The following is a 17219-nucleotide window of genomic DNA, read 5'->3' as shown; positions in this document are numbered from 1 at the left end:
AATTCAGGCTGCCAGTTCAATGACGAGATTGAGATCGGGATCGACGCGCGCGACATGCGACGCCTTCAGCACCGCGCAACTGCTGTGTTCTTCGATGACCGCCGGCCCTTCGATGGTCGCGCCGACGGGAATCTGCGTGCGCGCGAACACCGGCAGCGTGCGCGCGTGGCCATCGAAATACACTTCGCGCGTGCGCACCGGCTGCGGCGGCGCATCGCTATCGGCGCGCGCGACCGAGCCGCGCCAGCCGGTCGTCGTGACGAGTTGCAGGCGCACGTTGGCGACCACGACCGGCTTGTCCTTGCTGATGAAGTTCCATTGCCGCAGATGCGCGTCCTCGAAGGCTTGCGCGAGCGCCGCGCGGATGCCGGGCGCCTCGGCCTGCACTTCGACGGTGATGACATCGGGCTGGCCGGCGTAGCGGCAATCGGCGAGACGCACGACCTTCACACCCTGCGCTTCGACGCCGTGACGTTCGAGCTCTTCCATGCCGAGCGCCGTGAGTTCGTCGAGCGCGGCGTGCAGGGTCGCGTCGTCGATCATCGCGAGATCGCTTTCGAGCGGACGCTGGTAGTCGTATTGCTGGTCCGCGACCGTCATGCCGAACGCGCTGAAAAGGCCCGGCAGCGGCGGAATCACCACCCGGCGGATGCCCATTTCGTGCGCGAGATCGACCGCGTGAACCGGCCCCGCGCCGCCGTAGCAGATGTACGAGAACTCGCGCGGATCGTAGCCGCGCTCGACCGTCATGATGCGGATGGCCTGCGCCATCAGCGCGTTCGCCACCGAGCGCACGACTTGCGCGGCTTCGGGCACGGAAACGCCGAGCGGCTTCGCAATGACTTCATCGACGACGCGCCATGCGGCCTGCGCATCGAGCTTGAATTCGCCGCCGAGGAAGCTGTCGGGATCGATATAACCGAGCACGAGATTGCAGTCCGTGACCGTCGGACGCGTGCCGCCGCGCCCGTAGCACGCAGGTCCCGGATCAGCGCCCGCGCTTTCCGGTCCGATGCGCACCCCGCCGCCCGCGTCGATCCACACGATCGAGCCGCCGCCCGCGCCGACCGAATCGATGTCGATGCTCGGCGAGCGCACGGTGTACGTGTGCAGCAGGCTCTTGTTGCGCAGCTCGGGACGCGAATCGCGGATCAGCGACACATCGAACGTGGTGCCGCCCATGTCGCCGAGAATCGCGTTCTTCAGCTCGCTCTTCTCGCAGTTGCGGATCGCCGCCGAGACGCCGCCCGCAGGCCCGGATTCGAGCAGCACGATCGGTTTGTCGGCGACCATCGCCGGACTCGCGAGCCCGCCGTTCGACTGCATGAAGAGGAACTTGCCCGCGAAGCCGTGCTGCGCCAGCGCGCTGATGAGCCTGCCGATATAGCGCCCGCAGACCGGACCTAACATCGCATTGATGACGGTCGAGCTGGCGCGCTCGTATTCCATCGATTCGGGATTCACTTCGTGCGATGCGCAGATGAAGTGCTCCGGCAGCAGGCGGCGCAGCGCATCGACGGCTTCCCGTTCGTGCCGCGGATTGACGTGCGCATGCAGGAAGCACACGGCGACCGCTTCGACATCCGATGCGCGAATGTCTTCGGCGAGCGCCTCGAGCTGCGCTTGATCCAGCGGCGTTTCGATGCTGCCGTCGTGACGCAGGCGCTCGTTCACTTCGAGCCGCCAGCGGCGCTCGACGAGCGGACGCGGATTGTCGAACAGCAGGTCGTAAAGATCGGCGCGGTCGTGACGCGACACGCGCCTTAGTTCGAGGATGTCGCGAAAGCCGCGTGTCGTGATGAGCGCAGTCTTTGCGCCCGTGCCTTCGACGACCATGTTGGTCGCCATCGTCGTACCGTGTCCGATGAACCCGACATCGGCGCTATCCGTGCCCGACAGTTCAAGAATCCGGCGAAAGCCTTCGATCGTGCCGATGACGCGGTCCTTCGGCGTCGTCGGCACCTTGGTCGACCAGATGCGCCCTTCTTCGTCGTCCACCATCACGACATCGGTGAAGGTGCCGCCGACATCGAGTCCGATTCTTTTCAATTTGCCTCTCTCCCGTGGATGCGTGATTTCCGGTTCGCTTGCCGAGGCCGCGTGTGTTCCGGCATGATCGAGCCGCGCCGTCGAGCGCCCGGCTGTGACGAACATCGACCGAACCAGTGTAAAGAGGCATCGGCGCGGCCAGATAATGAAACCTTCCGATCAGGTGAGACGCTGGAGTTATATCGGTGATAACCAGTATCGATGCGATATTGAGGCGGCTGCGCGGCAATCACGTCGCGCTTTTGATCGCGCTGGACGACCACGGATCGCTGCGCAAGGCGGCGCAGCAGGTGTCGCTCTCGCAGCCCGCGACGACCAAGTCGCTGCGCGAGATCGAGGCGATGTTCGGCACGGAATTGTTCGCGCGCTCGCCGCGGGGCATCGTGCCGAACGAACTCGGACGCTGCGTGATCCGTCATGCGCGCGCGGTGCGCTCGGAGATCGGCGCGTTGCGCGACGAGCTTGCGGCGATCATGCGCGGCGGCGGCGGCATGCTCGCGATCGGCGCGGTGATGGGTTCGATGCCCGAGTGGCTCGCGCCGATCCTGCGCGCGTTGCGGCACGTGCAGCCGGACGTGTCGGTCGAGGTGTGGGAGGACAACAGCGCGCGTTTGCTGTCGATGCTCGATCAGCGTCTGCTCGATCTCGTCATAGGGCGGCCGAGCATCAGTGTTCACCCTGAGGCTTACGATTTCATTCCGCTCGAAGTGGAGGAAGTGTGTCTCGTGGTCGATGGCGCCGATGCGCTGGCGAGCGTGCAGCGCCTGACGCTCGAAGAGCTCGCCGGCAATCCGTGGATCGTCCCGCAAGCCGCCCTGCCGATGCGCTCGCTGCTCGAACAGCTTTTCGACGACGCCAACGTGCCCTTCCCGCGTTATGCCATCGAGACGTCATCCACGTTCGCAACGTTGTCGCTGCTGCGCGCGAGCGCGGGGACGGTGGCGCTCATGCCGCTGAAAGTCGCGCAGTATTTTCAGGCGCACGGGATGATGGCCGTGCTGCCGATTCGGATAGAACGGCGCGGCGCGCCCTACGGCATCGCCACGCGTCGCGGGGCGACGGCGACGGCGCCGGTGCAGAGGTTCATCGAGCTATGCAAGGAGAAGCGGGACGAACAGGTGCGGCGTGGTGAGCTTTGATGGGGAGTTCGACCACGGAATCAATGCGACGACACATACATCGACTCCCCCGCCTCGGGCACCGCAAAATGCCGCTTCATTCTCCGCAACTCCTCCGAAGGCGTGCCGCCGAATAACCGCTTGAACTCGCGACTGAACTGCGACGCGCTCTCATACCCGACTCGCGCACTCGCCGCCGCCGCGGTCATGCCTTGCCGCGCCATCAACAATCTTGCCTGATGCAGCCGCGTCGACTTGATGTACTGCAACGGCGATGTCTTCGTGGCCGCCTTGAAGTGCATATGAAACGACGGCACACTCATCGCCGCTTCGCGCGCCAGCGTTTCTATCGTCAGCGTCTCGGCATAGCTCGAATGAATCTTGCGCAGCGCCCTGGAAATGCGCCCGAAGTGGCCATCCAGATCGAGCGCCGCGCGCATCGAGGCGCCCTGTTCGCCGATGAACACGCGAAAGTAAATCTCCCGCACGAGCGACGGCCCCAGTAGCGCGGCTTCGAGTGGATCGCGCATCGCGTCGAGAAAGCGCAGCATCGTTTCGCCGAGCGCCACATCGAGACGCGTCGTGGCCATGCCGCCCGGCTCGCCCGGCACCACGCCGTTGCGCTCGTCGATCTGCAACAGCACATCGGCGGCGAGCACCGGATCGAGACGCACGTACACCGCGAGCAACGGCTCGTCGGCGGTGGCGTCGGTTTCCATGGAGAACGGCAGCGGCAGCGCGACGGCCAGATAGTGCTGCGCATCGTAGACATAGACCTTGTTGCCGAGATAGCCGCGCTTGCGCCCCTGCGCGATCACGACGATCCCCGGCTCGTACAGCACGGGCGTGCGCGTGAGCGGCCGGTTCGATCGCAACAGGCGAATGTCCGGCATCGGCGTCGTGTTATAGCCTTCGTTCGGCGCCAGTTCGAGGAGCCGGCTCACCATCGAAGCGTGCACGCGGGCCAGCGCCGCGGCTTCGTTTTCGATCGCCGGAAATGTGTCGCTGCGGTGCGTTTTCATCCTTTTTTTTGATAAAGACGTGTTGATAGGATCGGGCAAGCTTCGCAGACGATCACGCGTTCTCGTCGCATCGTTATATCCCTAACATCCGATCATGCAAGTCAACTCACCTCGGAGAACAAGCATGATCGATGTACTCAATCCCGCCGACGGCTCGCTCGTCGGGCAAGTCGAACATCATTCGGAAGCGCAGGTGCGCGCGGCCATCGACCGCACGTGCGCCGCGTTTCCAACGTGGTCGCGCACCTTGGCGCGCGAGCGCAGCGCATTGCTGCGCACATGGTTCGAACTCGTCAGCGCCGACAAGACCGCGTTCGCCGAGCTGATGTGCCGCGAGAACGGCAAGTGCATGTCGGAAGCGTTCGGTGAAATCGACTATGGCCTCGGCTTCGTCGAATGGTATGCGGAAGAAGCGAAGCGCGTGTACGGCGACACCATCCCCACTCACGCGAGAGACGCCGCAGTGATCGTCACGAAAGAACCTGTCGGACCGGTTGCGTCGATCACGCCGTGGAACTTTCCGTTCATGATGATCACGCGCAAGGTGGCGACCGCGCTCGCGGCCGGTTGCACGATCCTCTTGAAGCCTGCCGAAGAAACGCCGCTTACCGCATACAAGCTGCTCGAATACGCGCGCCGCGCGGGCATTCCGGAAGGCGTCTTCGAGATGGTGACGGGCGACCCCGCGCAGATCGGCAAGCTCATCACCGACGATCCGCGCATCCGCAAGATTTCGTTCACCGGTTCGACGGCGGTCGGCAAGCTGCTCGCCTCGCAGTGCGCCGGCACGCTGAAAAAGATGACGATGGAACTCGGCGGCAACGCGCCCTTCATCGTCTTCGACGACGCCGATCTCGACGAAGCAGCGAAGGCGCTCGTTTCCGCGAAGCTGCGCAACAGCGGACAGGTCTGCATTTCGCCGAACCGCGTGTATGTTCAGGCGAGCGTGCACGATGCGTTCGTGCAGCGCGTGAAGGCGCTCGTCGAAGCGATTCCGGTCGATCAGGGCCTGCAGGACGGATTCGTCGTCGGTCCGCTCATCAATCGCGCGGCCATCGAGAAGGTCGGCAAGCTCGTCGACGATACGCGCGGACGCGGCGCGAAGGTCGTGCTCGGCGGACACCCGCACGCGAAAGGCGGACTCTTCTATGCGCCGACCATTCTCGTCGATGTCGCGGACGACATGCCGATCGCATCGACCGAGATCTTCGGTCCCGTCTTCCCGGTGTATCGCTTCTCGACCGAAGCCGAAGTCATCGCGCGCAGCAACGACAGCGAATACGGTCTCGTCGCCTACGCGTTCACGCGCGATCTGGGCCGCTCGTTCCGGCTCTCGCGCAACATCGAGTCGGGCATGGTGATTCTCAACTCCGGCTCGGTCGGCACGGCATCGGTGCCGTTCGGCGGCGTGAAGCAGTCCGGCTACGGTCGCGAAGGCAGTCATCATGGCATCGAGGAATATGTGCATGTGAAGTACACGCTGATGAGCGGTCTCGCCTGAACGGCGCGAGGCGCGGCATGAAGATGCCGCGCTTCGTGTCATGACCGGTTCAGCGCACCGGGAATCGACCCGCATCCGCATGTGCGGCGCTCGGCACATCGCGATTGCGCTGCCTGATGAGCCGGTCCTGCCGCAGTCCCCAGAAGAACGTGACGGCGAGACACGGCAGCAGCGAGGCGATCGAATATCCGACGCCCGCAAGCGGATTGCCTGTCAGATTGACGAGCGAAAGACTGATCAACGGAAGAAAGCCGCCGAACAGCACGTTGCCGAGTTGTTGCGACAAACCGAAGCCCGTGGTCCTGCTTTGCGGCGGAAAACATTCGGCGATGAACGCGGGCAGCGGGGCCATGATCATCGCGGTGAGCACGGCGAGCAACGCGACGAGCAGCGTCACCGTGGCCCAGCCGCCCGCGAGCGCGTTCGTCCTGATGCCCGCGAAAGCCGGATACGCCGCGAGTATCCACAGCACGATGCCGATCAGCATCACACGCGCGCGACCGATTGCATCGGACAGACGGCCGAACACCGGGTACAGCGGCGCGGCCACCACGATAGCGACGCCGAGGCAAAGATTCGCGCGGGAAGGCTCGACCTTCAACACGTTCTGCAGGAAGTACAGCATGTAGACGATGGACGTATAGAGCGACACCGACGTTCCGCCCTGCGCGCCGAACATCGCGACGAGTATCGCCTTCCACGATGTCGCGCTCGATAGGGTGTCCTGCAACGGCGACTTCGAAAGACGGCCCGCCTGCTTCATCTCCGCGAACACGGGCGTTTCCGTCATGCCGAGGCGAATCCATGTCGCCACCGCGACGATCGGCGCCGAGATCAGGAACGGCACGCGCCACCCCCACGAATCGAATGCCGCTGTATCGAGCGCAAACTTCAGTGCCGATACGATCGCGAGCGCCAGCAGCAGACCTAAGCTCGCGGTACTTTGCAGCACGCTCGTCGCCATGCCTTTGCGGCCTGACGGCGCATGCTCCATCACGTAGACGACGGCCGAGCCGTATTCGCCGCCGAGCGCGATGCCTTGCACCACGCGCAGCGTGATGAGGCCTATCGGCGCGAGCAGGCCGGCCATCGCGTAAGTCGGCAGACAGCCGATGCCGACTGTCGCGATACCCATGATCGCGAGCGTGATGACGAAGGTCTTCTTGCGTCCGATGCGGTCGGACATCGGGCTGAAGATGATCGTGCCGAGCGGCCGCGCGACATACGCGATGCCGAACGTGGCGACGCCGGCCATCGCGGCGACGGTCCGGTCGGTCGAGGGAAGAAACAGGTGCGTGAGCGTCGATGTCAGCGCGACATAGACGAAGAAATCGTAGTATTCCAGCATCGTGCCGAGGCTCGATGTGGCGATGATCCGCAGCATGCCGGGCCTGGCATGGCGCACGCCTGAAGTCGTGGACATGGTCGTCTCCTGTGATTCGATTTTGTGAGGCCGCGCGCGATGAACGGCGTGGCCGTATCGGCGCGTCACATGTGCGTGCGCTTCTTCGCCGCCTGCTGTTCGAGAAATCGTCCGACAGCGTCCTTGTGCTCGCGGCCGCACAACAGAATGGCCTGCATGCTCGCTGCCATTTCGAGCGTCGTTGCAAGCGATGCATCGGCGGCTTCGCGCACGAGCCGCTTCGCCATGCGCAGGGCGACCGGCGGATTTTGCGCGATGCGCTTCGCAAGCGATAACGCTTCGCCATCGAGCGCATCGCCAGGCACGATCTTCGATACGATGCCGAGATTCAGCGCCGCATCTGCATCGATGAATTCGCTCGTCAGCGTCAGTTCGAGCGCCTTCGCATAGCCGACGATGCGCGCGAGGAACCACGATCCGCCGATGCCCGACACCAGCCCGAGCCGCAGGAAACTCTCGGCGAAGACGGCCTGCGTGCTCGCCACGCGGATATCGCACATCAGCGTCAGGTCGCAGCCCGCACCGACCGCCGCGCCGTTCACCGCGCATATCGACGGCACATCGAGCGCGCTCAGTGCGCGCGTGATTCTGTGCAGACTGCGATGCAGCCGGTCGCGCACATCTTCGACGCCGCCGCTCATGAGATCGCTGCCGCTTTGCATGTCCTTCACGTTGCCGCCCGTGCAGAAGTGCCGCGACGACGACGAGCGCAGCAGCACGCAATGCACGTCGCGCCGGTCGTTGATGTGCTCCAGCGCGTCCGATAGCGCCTCGGTCATCGCGACGTCGAGCGCGTTGCCATTGGCCGGGCTATTGAGCGTGAGCACGAGCACGCCGTCGTCGACGGACGATTCGACCAGCGAACCGGCATCGTTCGAATGAGTTGACACGACTGAGTCTCCTGATTGTTCCGGCGATTACCGGTTTTGAAATGCGGCCTGGCGGCGTTCGAGAAAAGCGGCCATGCCCTCTTTCTGATCGGCGAGCGAAAAGCCCGCGTGAAACAGCCGTCGTTCGAACAACAGCCCTTCCGACAGCGACGACTCGAACGCGCGATCGACCGCCTCCTTGATCGCGACGATCACCGGCAGCGAATGACGCGCGATCTGTTCGCCGACGCGCAGCGCTTCGTCGATCAACTGCTCGCGCGGAACGACCTTCGACACGAGCCCATACGCCAGCGCCTCGTTGGCATCGAAGGATTCGCCGGTCAGGCACGCGAGCATCGCCGTCGACTTGCCGGCCGCGCGCGGCAGACGCTGCGTGCCGCCCGCGCCCGGCACGATGCCGAGCTTGATCTCGGGCTGACCGAAGCGCGCATCGTCGGCGGCGATGACGATGTCGCACATCATCGCGAGTTCGCAGCCGCCGCCGAGCGCGTAGCCGCCGACCGCCGCGATGATCGGCTTGCGCATCGTGCGGATGCGGTCCCAGCTTCGACCGATGTAGTCGTTCGCGAATGCGCTCGCGTAATCGAGCGTCGACATTGCGGCGATGTCCGCGCCGGCGGCGAAAGCCTTGTGGGAGCCGGTCAGTACGGTTGCGTGAACGTGCGGATCGGTCTCGTTGCGCAGCAGGATGTCGACGAGCTGATCCATCAGCGCATCGGTCAGCGGATTGAGCGGATTGTCCGATGCGAGCCGAACGAGCGCGACGCGCCCGCGCCGTTCGCTCGAAATCATCGCGGCGCTCATGCGCTCACCTTGCGGTCTTCGTGGCGCGGCGCGCAGCTCACGCGGATCACGCCCGCGTTCAGCAAGCCTGCGATCTCGCTTTCGGCAAAGCCGTATCGTTCCAGCATCTGCAGCGTGTGCTGGCCGGTCAGCGGCGCGGGCATGTCCGGCGCGCTCGCCCGATCCGACGGACCGAGCGCGAAGCCGTGCGTGCGCATGGGGCCCGCGACCGGATGATCGATCGTCTGCGCGAGGCCGGACTCCGCATATTCCGCCGTTTCGATCACATCGCCATAAGTTGCGACGGGCGCGCAGAGAATGTCGCGCGCGGCGAGCCGTTCCATCCAGTCCGCAGTCGTGCGTTCGATGAAACGCGCGGCAAGCATGCGATGCAATGTCGCGCGATGACGCACGCGGTCGTCGTTGGTGGCGAAGCGCGGATCGGCTTCGAGTGCGGGCGTCGCGAGCACGTCACATAGCGCGTGCCATCGTTCCGGATGGTAGGCGACGACCATCATCCAGCCGTCCTGTGTCGGGAACGCTTCGTTCGGGCACGCATAAGGCGCGGCGCTCGCCGTCTTCTCCGGCTCGCGCCCGGACGCGAAGAACGCGGCGAAGCCAATCTGCTGCAACATCAGCGTCGCGTTATAGAGACTGACGTCGAGATGCTGCCCGCCGCCGCCTGCGCGCACGTGATGCAGCGCGCCGAGAATCGCGATCGATGCGAGATAGCCGCCCATCATGTCCGCGACGGGAATCGGCACTTTGAGCGGCTCGGCGCTCGACGTGCCGAGCGTGCTCATGAGACCGCTGACCGCCTGGATTACGCCATCGACGCCGGGACGTTTGCGATTCGCGCCCGTCTGGCCGAACGCGGAAATCGAGCAGTAGACGAGCCGCGGATTCAGTTCGCGCAAAGTATCGAAGTCGAGGCCCATCGACGCCATCACGCCAGGCCGGAAGTTCTCGACCAGCACATCGGCGTCGAGCAGCATGCGTCGCACGGCCTCACGCCCCGCATCCGTTTTCAGATCGATGGCGACGCTGTACTTGTTGCGGTTCACGCTGATGAAGGCCGGGCTCTCGCCGCCGATCCACGGCGGCCCGATGCGCCGCCCGATCTCGCCGCCGGGCGGCTCGATCTTCACGACGTGCGCGCCGAGATCGGCGAGCGTCATCGAGCATACCGGGCCGGCGAGGACGTGCGAGAAATCGATCACCCGCACGCCGTTGAGGCTGTCTCTTGGCATTGTGATTGTCCTGTCTCGTGACTCGCCACTGCGACGAATCATGCTGACGAGATTACGGACTCACCGGCCTCGCGGACAATCGACATTTTGGAAAGGCGCCGTTGACTTTTTGTTAAAAGGTCCGCGGCACGCGAGCGTCATTCGTCGAGCGACGTGAGCAGCCATCGGCGGAAAATTTTCAGTGCATCCGATTGCGGACGCGCCGTGGGCCACGCGAAGTAATACGTGTGACGCCCGCGATCCAGCTCGAACGAAAACGGCGCGACCAGCAGCCCGCTTTCCAGTTCGCCGCGCACGAGCGCCTTCTGCGCCATCGCGACGCCATGCCCTTCGATCGCCGCCTGATACGCGAGCAGCGACGTTTCGTAGCGCATCTCGCGGCGTCGCGCGTTCAACGGAAAACCTGCCGCCTTCAACCACAGCGTCCAGTCTTCCGGACGCGCGAGCGTGTGCAGCAACGTTTCGCCCTGCAACTGCGAACGTGCCTTGACCTGTCTCGCGGGCGCGGCGACGGGCACCAGTTCGTTTGCGATCAGACGCTGCACGCGCAGGCCGGGCCACTTGCCGTCGCCGAGCTGGATGCCGCCGTCGATATCCTCGCGCGCGAAGTTGAGCGGCGCCGGCGAGGTCGTCAGTTGCACGTCGATGTTTTCATGCAGCCGATGAAAGCTCGCGAGGCGCGGAATCAACCAGCGCACCGCAAATGTGGCGGGCGAGCGGATCTTGAGCACGCGCGCGCGCCGCTCGGACGAACGCAGGCTGCCGGTGGCATCGCGCAGCGCCGCGAACAGCGGCATCAGTTCCGCGAGATAGCGCGCCCCCGCCGATGTCAATTCGAGCCGCCCTTTCACGCGCTCGAACAGATCGACGCCCAGATACGCTTCGAGCGTGCGCACCTGCCGGCTGACAGCGGCGGGCGTGACGGCGAGTTCGTCGGCGGCCTTGGAGATGCTCAGCAGGCGTCCGGTCGCCTCGAACGCGCGCGTCGGATTCAAAGGAGGAAGCTGTGTGCGACGTTCCATGGCCTGTCCGTGTGGAAACATAACCGGATTGTGGCGCGAAATGCGCGAAGGAAGGTCGGGCATTCGTCCACTCGCCGGTCAGAGCCCGCCGACGCGGCTCGCATCGCGCTCAAAAGAGATGATGAATTCCCGCTAGCACGACCGTCTGCCGGTTCGACGATGAAGGCCCGATCCCGAGCGTGCTCGCGACAGCACCCGACGACGCCTGCTCGACCATCACATCGGCGTAGATCTGCGTCAGCTTCGACAGCGAATAGACGTTCGCGATCGTCACCTGCGTCCAGCGTTTGCCGACGAACGTCGTGGTCCACCCGCCCGCGCCGATCATGTACGCGGGCGTCACCTGGAAGTTCGCGCCGCCGTCGATCGTGCGGAAGTTGTCGGCCTGCCCGCGCTCCTCGATGCGCACCTGCGTGAAAAGCGCATGCAGTTGCACGCGGCCGATCTGCACGCTCCCGCCGATGCCCGCATTGCGCACGCTGTCCGCAATGACCGGCGCCGCGGCCGTCACCGGCACGCCCTGAAAGCTCGCGAGCCCGAGCGCGTTCGCGAGATTGAACGCGCGATCGTGATATTCCGAGTACGCCGCCGCGAGATTGAGCGGACCGTAGCCGTACGTCGCGCCGAAACTGATGGTGCGGCCCGTCGTGCTGCTCGACTGATTGGTGAAGCCGTACATCGCGCCGAGCGTCAGGCCCGCGATCGTCCGGCTGCGAAACTTGACCGTGTTCGACAGCTCGACCGGCACCGTATTGCCCAGTCCGTCGATATTGCCCGGATGGAACGCGGAAAAGTCGCCGAGCGATTGCGCCGTCGACAACGGCCCGAGCATTTCGAAGTGAAAGTCGGTCTGCCGCCCGAGCGTGACCGTGCCGATGCGCTCGTCGCTCAGTCCGACATACGCCTGCCGGTTGAACAGCGTGTTCGCGCTCGCCATCGCGCCGTTGATCGTCGAAAAGCCGGACTCCAGCTTGAACACGGTCTTCAATCCGCCGCCCAGATCCTCGACGCCGGTGATGCCCCAGCGATCCGCCTGCAACGTGCCCTGCTGCGCGATGAACGCGCGAGCGCCGCGCAGATTGCTCACGTAACCGACGCCCGCATCGACACTGCCGTACAGCGTCACGCTGCTTTGCGCGTGGACGTTCATCGCGGCGCTCAGCATCGAAAGGACGAGCGCAAACCGACTCTTCTTCATAAGGGTCTCGAATTCGGAAAGTGGACGAGCCGGCCTGCGGGCCGGCGAAGGCTTCAGGAAACGAGCGTCTGATACAGGATGGCCGCGCCCGACACGATCGCGAACGCCATCACGCTGATGCGCAGAAGACGCGCGTTCAGACGCCGATGCACATGTTGGCTGACGAACGCCCCGACGATCACCGGCGGCACGAGACACAGCGCCGACATGAACTTGGCGGCGGTGATCGTGCCGGTCACGCTCAGCATCACGAGCGAGAGCGCCTCGCCGATCGCGAAGCACAGCGCGATGGTCGAGCGCAGCGCGGGCGCGCGGTAATGCTGGAAGACCATCGCGAGCGCGGGGCCGCCGATGCCCGTCGCGGTTTCGGTGATGCCGGTCACCGCGCCCGCCGCCATCAGCGCATTGCGCCCCGGCATGAAGCTGGGCGCGAACAGCGTCGCAAGCGCAGCGGCGATCGTCGATGCGCCGATGAACACGTTAAGGTCATGCGCCGAAATGCGCGTGATGATCCAGACGCCCGCGACCGCGCCCGCCGTGCGTCCGACGGTGATCCACAACGTGCCTTTCGAGTCGAGCGCGGGACGCTCGCGCCACGCGAGATAGACGTTGAGCGGCAGCATCAGGATCAACAGCGACACCGGCAGCAATTCCGGCTCGATCAGTCCGATGACGGGCGCGCAGATCAGCGCGAAGCCCACGCCGACCGCGCCCTGGATGAACGCCGCAATCGCGACGGTGACGGCGAGAACGAGAAAGATGGTCAGACTCACGGCATTCACTCCACGGCGGAAAGAGGCGCGCCGCACGCGGATCGCAGTGAAGGCGTCGCGTGCACACGCTGGATCGGCGCGCGCGCGACCACTTCACGCGCGACTTCGTCGACTTCCCTGAGAAACGCGCGCGCGTCCCACTGCGTCGGCCAGCCTTGCCAGAGGCGCAGCTTTCCGGCGACGAACACGGCGTCGATCTGACTGCGGTCCGCGAGCCGCACGAGTTCCCACGTCAGATCCCACGATGGCCGCATCTCCGGCACGTCGAGATCGACGAGCAGAAAATCGGCCGCCTTGCCCGGCGCGATCTCGCCGATGCGCGCATCGAGCCGCAAGGCATCCGCGCCGCCGCGCAACGCGCGATCGAGCCACAGTTCGCCCGCGCCGCACGACGAATCGCCGGTCGCGAGTCCGAAGGCGAAACGCTGCGCGGTCTCGGCGGCATCGACGAGACGGAACGCGTCGCTGCGCGTGCCGTCCGTGCCGAGGCCGAAGCGGATGCCGAGCGCGTCCATCTGCAACGCCGGCGCGACCGCATTGCCCTTCCACGAACTCGCAACCGGGTTGTAGCTGATCGCCGTGCGCGTGCGCGCGAGCAGGTTCAACTCTGACGGCGTGACGAGCGTCGCGTGCGCGATCAGCGTCTGCGGCCCGAGCGCGCCCGCGTAATGCAGATGCTCGATCGGCCGCATCTTGCGCCGCACGATCGAACGCTCGACCGCCGCGAGATGCTCATTCGCGTGCGTCTGGAAGATCACGCCCGCTTCGGCGCACAGCGCGGACGCGGTTTGCAGCATGCCGTCGGAACCGGCTTCCGGCACCGAGATCGCGAGCGACGGATGCACGAGCGCGTGCCCGTCCCAGCGCGCCAGATGCTGCTGCGCACGCACGACGATGGCAGCGCGCGCGCGGGCGTCGATGTCCTCCGCGAGATCGTTGCAGATGAGGCCGAGCACGCAGCGCACGCCGACTTCCTGCGTCGCGGCGGCGATCGTCGAGGCATCGCCGCTCGCGCGCGTGCCCGCATCGCAGACGGTCGTGAAGCCGCCGCGCAACGCCTCCAGCGCGGCCAGCTTCGCGGACAGATAGACGAGGTTTTCGTCGAGACAGTTTTCCAGCGGCACCCAGATGCGCCGATAAATCTCCGACGGCTCGCCGAACGCCAGCGCCTTGCCGAACGATTGCGTCAGATGATGATGCGCGTCGATGAAGCCCGGCATGACGAGCTTGCCGGGCAGCGCGAGCGGCGCGAGATGCGGATGCCGCGCGATGACTTCATCGGCGGGGCCGACGTCCGTGAACGTTCCGTTCGATACGACGACGGCGTGAGCGGCTTGCGGTCCGTCGGCGAGCAGGACGAACGCGGGCAGGAGCAGGAGTTCGTCGGCTTGAAGCGCGGCGGGCGCGAATTGTTCGTTCTTCATGATGGTTTTTCAGTGGCAGGAGCGGTTGTCGTGACGGCGGCTTCGAGATGCGCGGCGGGATCGGCGGCATGTCCGCGCCAGTGAAAGTGCAGATGCTCGAAAAGCGCGTTGACGATGACGGCGGTGAGCGCGCCCATCGCGAGTCCGTTGCCGAGCACGATCTGCAGCGCGCCCGGAAAGCGCCCGTAGACGCCGGGCACGACGATCGGCAGCACGCCCATCGTCAGCGCGGCGGCGAGCGTGTACATGTTGGCGCGCGAGCGAAGATCGACCTGGCGCAGCAGGTTGATGCCCATCACGCCGATGATCGAGAACACGATCAGTGCGGAGCCGCCGACGACCGGCGCGGGAATCGCGTTCGCGAGACGGCCGAGCGGCGCGAGCAGCGCGATCACGACGAGCAGCACGCCCGCCGCCGCCGTGACGAAGCGCGAGCGCACGCCCGTCGCCTGCACGATGCCGATGTTCTCGCTGCTCGTGATGATGAGCGACGTACCGAACAGGCCGCCGAGCACGGACATCGCCGCATCGCCGCGAATGGTCTTCGGCACTTCGGTCTGCGGATCGATTTCCTTGCCGACGACTTCCGCGATCGCGACCGTCTGGCCGGTGGCTTCGGCCATCGAGATGACGCTGAAGATCAGCAGCGGCAGCGCCGCGAGCACGTCGAAGCGCGGCATGCCGAAAGGCAGCGGGGTCGGCACCGTGACGATCGCGCCGGACCAGACATCCGCGAAACTCATCGCGCCGAGCGCCCATGCGAGCGCCGCGCCCGCGAGCAGGCCGAGCAGCACGGCGAGCTGCCCGAGCATGCCCTTGCAGAGCTTCGCGAACAGCACGGTGAAGCCGACCGTCGCGAGCGCGAGCCCGATGCCGAGCGGCGCGCCGAACTCCGCCGTGCCCGGCTTGCCGACGATCACGACGCCGTAGATCCGGATCAGATTGACGGCGACGAGAATCAGCATCGTGCCGATCACGATGCGCGGAAAAAAGCGCAGGCAGCGCGCGAAGACCGGCAAGAGCAGGAAGTAGACGAAGCCGGTGAGGATCGTCGCGCCCGCGGCGGTTTGCAGATCCGTCTGCTGCGCGATCAGGACGAAAAGCACGACGGGCGCCCCGCCCGGCACCATGATGAACGGCAGGCGCGCGCCGAATTTGAGCGGCCCGAAAGATTGCAGCAGCGTGCCGAGCCCGCACACGAGAAATGTCGCGCTGATGAGATCGACGGTCAGCGCCGACGACAGCCCCAGCGCCTTGGCGACGAGAAAGACCGCCGTGATCGGCGAAGCGGCGACGACGAGCACGTGCTGCAAGCCGAAGAGCATGAGTTTCGCGAGCGGCAGGCGCTCGTCGACAGCGTGTACCGGCGGATGGTGGACCATTTGGTTTGTCTCCTATGTGCCGTGAGAACGACCGTTCGGTCGTTTCGATATTCGCGCATCCCAAATCGATTTGGGAAAGCGATAAATAAAATGGGCGGCTGCCCCAAATCGATTTGTGATCGTAGAATGGTGCGTCATTTATCGCTTGTCAAGACAGGGAATCGACTAATGTGGACGCGCTTTCGCTCGCCCTGTCGTCATCGGGATGGCCAGCCGTCCGCGTGCGAGAATCCCGCATCACTGAATCGAGCCACACGCGAGGAACCCGCATGCCGAGCCCAACGCCGCCCAGACAGCGCCCGACGATCGCCGATGTGGCGCGCGCGGCCGGCGTTTCCACGACGACCGTCTCTCATGCGCTCAACGAGAAGGGCTATGTCGACCCGCAGACACGCGAACGCGTGAAGGCGGCGGCGCGCGCGCTCGGCTATCGTCCGAGCGTGCGGGCGCAGCGGCTGCGCACGGGCGAGGCGCATACCATCGCGCTCATTTCGTCGATGCCGTTCGAGATCGCGGGCGGCGCGTCGCGGCTCGGCTTCCTGATGGAAGTCGCCGCCGTCGCCGCCGCCGCCGCACTCACGCGCGGACTCGCGCTGGTGCTCGTGCCGCCGGTGATGGCGGGCCGCCTGCCGCTGGAGCAGCTCGATATCGACGGCGCGATCGTCATCGAACCCACCGCCGACGACGCCAACGTCGCGCATCTGCAGGAGCGCGGCCTGCCTGTCGTATGCCTCGGACGTCAGACGGGCAACGATGCCGTGCCTTACGTCGATATCCATTCGTCCGCAACGACTTCGCTGTTGCTCGACCACTTGCGCGAGCGCGGCAGCGGGCACATCGCGCTGCTCGTCGGCGCGCAACAGCGCAATTCGTACGTCGAGGCGCGCGCGACCTACGAGCGCTTCTGCGAGGCGCACGGCATGACGCCGGTGATTGCGACGGCGGACGAATCCGGCGGCGAGGACGCGGGCCGCGCGGCGTGCGCGGACCTGCTGCGCGCGCATCCGCAAGTGGACGGCCTGTGCGCGCTCGTCGACGCGTTCGCCGTGGGCGCGGTCGATGCCATCGCGCAGGCGGGCAAACGCGTGCCGCACGACATCAAGGTCGTCACGCGCTACGACGGCACGCGCGCGCGCAGTTGCCGCCCGCCGCTCACCGCCGTCGATCTCCATCTCGACGACATGGCCTCGCAGGCCGTCGATCTCCTGTTCGCGCATCTCGGCGGCGCGGGCGGCGCGCAGTCCGTATCGCCGGCGCTGCCGGAACTCGTGATCCGCGAGTCGTCGGGCCTCGCCGAATAGGCGCGCCCGCGCAAAGCGGTTATACGCACGGACGCGAATCCTCCACGCGGGCAACATCCGTAGCCTGAGCATCGTGCGATGCC

General features: G+C 65.6%; 14 protein-coding genes. 3 read left to right on the top strand and 11 right to left on the bottom strand.

The window, feature by feature from the left end; all coding sequences use genetic code 11:
- Positions 1-3: 3 nt before the first annotated feature.
- Positions 4-2049, bottom strand: coding sequence for a hydantoinase/oxoprolinase family protein (locus AWB77_RS29835; protein ID WP_061138115.1), 2046 nt, complete (start codon positions 2047-2049; stop codon positions 4-6).
- A gap of 185 nt (positions 2050-2234) precedes the next feature.
- On the opposite strand from AWB77_RS29835, the gene AWB77_RS29830 reads away from it, so the two are divergent.
- Positions 2235-3188 carry a LysR family transcriptional regulator gene (locus tag AWB77_RS29830; RefSeq protein WP_061138075.1) on the top strand — a complete coding sequence of 318 codons (954 nt, stop codon included), beginning with the start codon at positions 2235-2237 and terminating at the stop codon, positions 3186-3188.
- A 20-nt stretch (positions 3189-3208) separates the two neighbouring features.
- Here AWB77_RS29830 and AWB77_RS29825 read toward each other — a convergent pair whose 3' ends face one another.
- Positions 3209-4189: an AraC family transcriptional regulator gene (locus tag AWB77_RS29825; protein ID WP_082852782.1), complete on the bottom strand. Its 981-nt coding sequence runs from the start codon at positions 4187-4189 to the stop codon at positions 3209-3211.
- Positions 4190-4313: 124 nt separating this feature from the next.
- Here AWB77_RS29825 and AWB77_RS29820 point away from each other — a divergent pair, with 124 nt between their 5' ends.
- Positions 4314-5690, top strand: a complete 1377-nt coding sequence (locus tag AWB77_RS29820; protein WP_061138074.1) for an NAD-dependent succinate-semialdehyde dehydrogenase — start codon at positions 4314-4316, stop codon at positions 5688-5690.
- 49 nt (positions 5691-5739) lie between these two features.
- Here the strand turns inward: AWB77_RS29820 and AWB77_RS29815 are convergent, their stop codons facing one another.
- The 9 genes from AWB77_RS29815 to AWB77_RS29775 all read right to left on the bottom strand — a co-directional run bounded on the left by AWB77_RS29815 (position 5740) and on the right by AWB77_RS29775 (position 15835).
- Positions 5740-7113, bottom strand: a complete 1374-nt coding sequence (locus AWB77_RS29815) for an MFS transporter (RefSeq protein ID WP_061138073.1) — start codon at positions 7111-7113, stop codon at positions 5740-5742.
- A gap of 65 nt (positions 7114-7178) precedes the next feature.
- Positions 7179-8003 (bottom strand): enoyl-CoA hydratase-related protein, encoded by an 825-nt coding sequence (locus tag AWB77_RS29810; RefSeq protein WP_061138072.1) that lies wholly within the window; start codon positions 8001-8003, stop codon positions 7179-7181.
- Positions 8004-8030: 27 nt separating this feature from the next.
- On the bottom strand, positions 8031-8807 hold the full coding sequence (locus AWB77_RS29805) for an enoyl-CoA hydratase-related protein (protein ID WP_061138071.1): 777 nt from the start codon (positions 8805-8807) through the stop codon (positions 8031-8033).
- The gene (locus AWB77_RS29800; RefSeq protein ID WP_061138070.1) at positions 8804-10036 is read right to left on the bottom strand and encodes a CaiB/BaiF CoA transferase family protein; all 1233 of its coding nucleotides are present in this window, start codon (positions 10034-10036) and stop codon (positions 8804-8806) included. Before AWB77_RS29800 ends, AWB77_RS29805 begins: the two co-directional genes overlap by 4 nt.
- A gap of 137 nt (positions 10037-10173) precedes the next feature.
- The gene (locus tag AWB77_RS29795) at positions 10174-11058 is read right to left on the bottom strand and encodes a LysR substrate-binding domain-containing protein (RefSeq protein ID WP_061138069.1); all 885 of its coding nucleotides are present in this window, start codon (positions 11056-11058) and stop codon (positions 10174-10176) included.
- 109 nt (positions 11059-11167) lie between these two features.
- On the bottom strand, positions 11168-12256 hold the full coding sequence (locus tag AWB77_RS29790) for a porin (protein WP_061138068.1): 1089 nt from the start codon (positions 12254-12256) through the stop codon (positions 11168-11170).
- A gap of 53 nt (positions 12257-12309) precedes the next feature.
- On the bottom strand, positions 12310-13029 hold the full coding sequence (locus tag AWB77_RS29785; RefSeq protein ID WP_061138113.1) for a sulfite exporter TauE/SafE family protein: 720 nt from the start codon (positions 13027-13029) through the stop codon (positions 12310-12312).
- A gap of 5 nt (positions 13030-13034) precedes the next feature.
- On the bottom strand, positions 13035-14453 hold the full coding sequence (locus tag AWB77_RS29780; protein WP_061138067.1) for an amidohydrolase family protein: 1419 nt from the start codon (positions 14451-14453) through the stop codon (positions 13035-13037).
- Positions 14450-15835 carry a uracil-xanthine permease family protein gene (locus AWB77_RS29775; RefSeq protein ID WP_061138066.1) on the bottom strand — a complete coding sequence of 462 codons (1386 nt, stop codon included), beginning with the start codon at positions 15833-15835 and terminating at the stop codon, positions 14450-14452. Before AWB77_RS29775 ends, AWB77_RS29780 begins: the two co-directional genes overlap by 4 nt.
- Positions 15836-16104: 269 nt before the next feature.
- On the opposite strand from AWB77_RS29775, the gene AWB77_RS29770 reads away from it, so the two are divergent.
- On the top strand, positions 16105-17136 hold the full coding sequence (locus AWB77_RS29770; protein ID WP_061138065.1) for a LacI family DNA-binding transcriptional regulator: 1032 nt from the start codon (positions 16105-16107) through the stop codon (positions 17134-17136).
- Positions 17137-17219 lie beyond the last annotated feature (83 nt).

The sequence above is a fragment of the Caballeronia fortuita genome (assembly GCF_001544835.2).
Classification (GTDB): Bacteria; Pseudomonadota; Gammaproteobacteria; order Burkholderiales; family Burkholderiaceae; genus Caballeronia; species Caballeronia fortuita.
The sequence above is the reverse complement of the archived record's forward strand: the minus strand, read 5'-3'. Positions and strand labels throughout refer to the sequence as shown.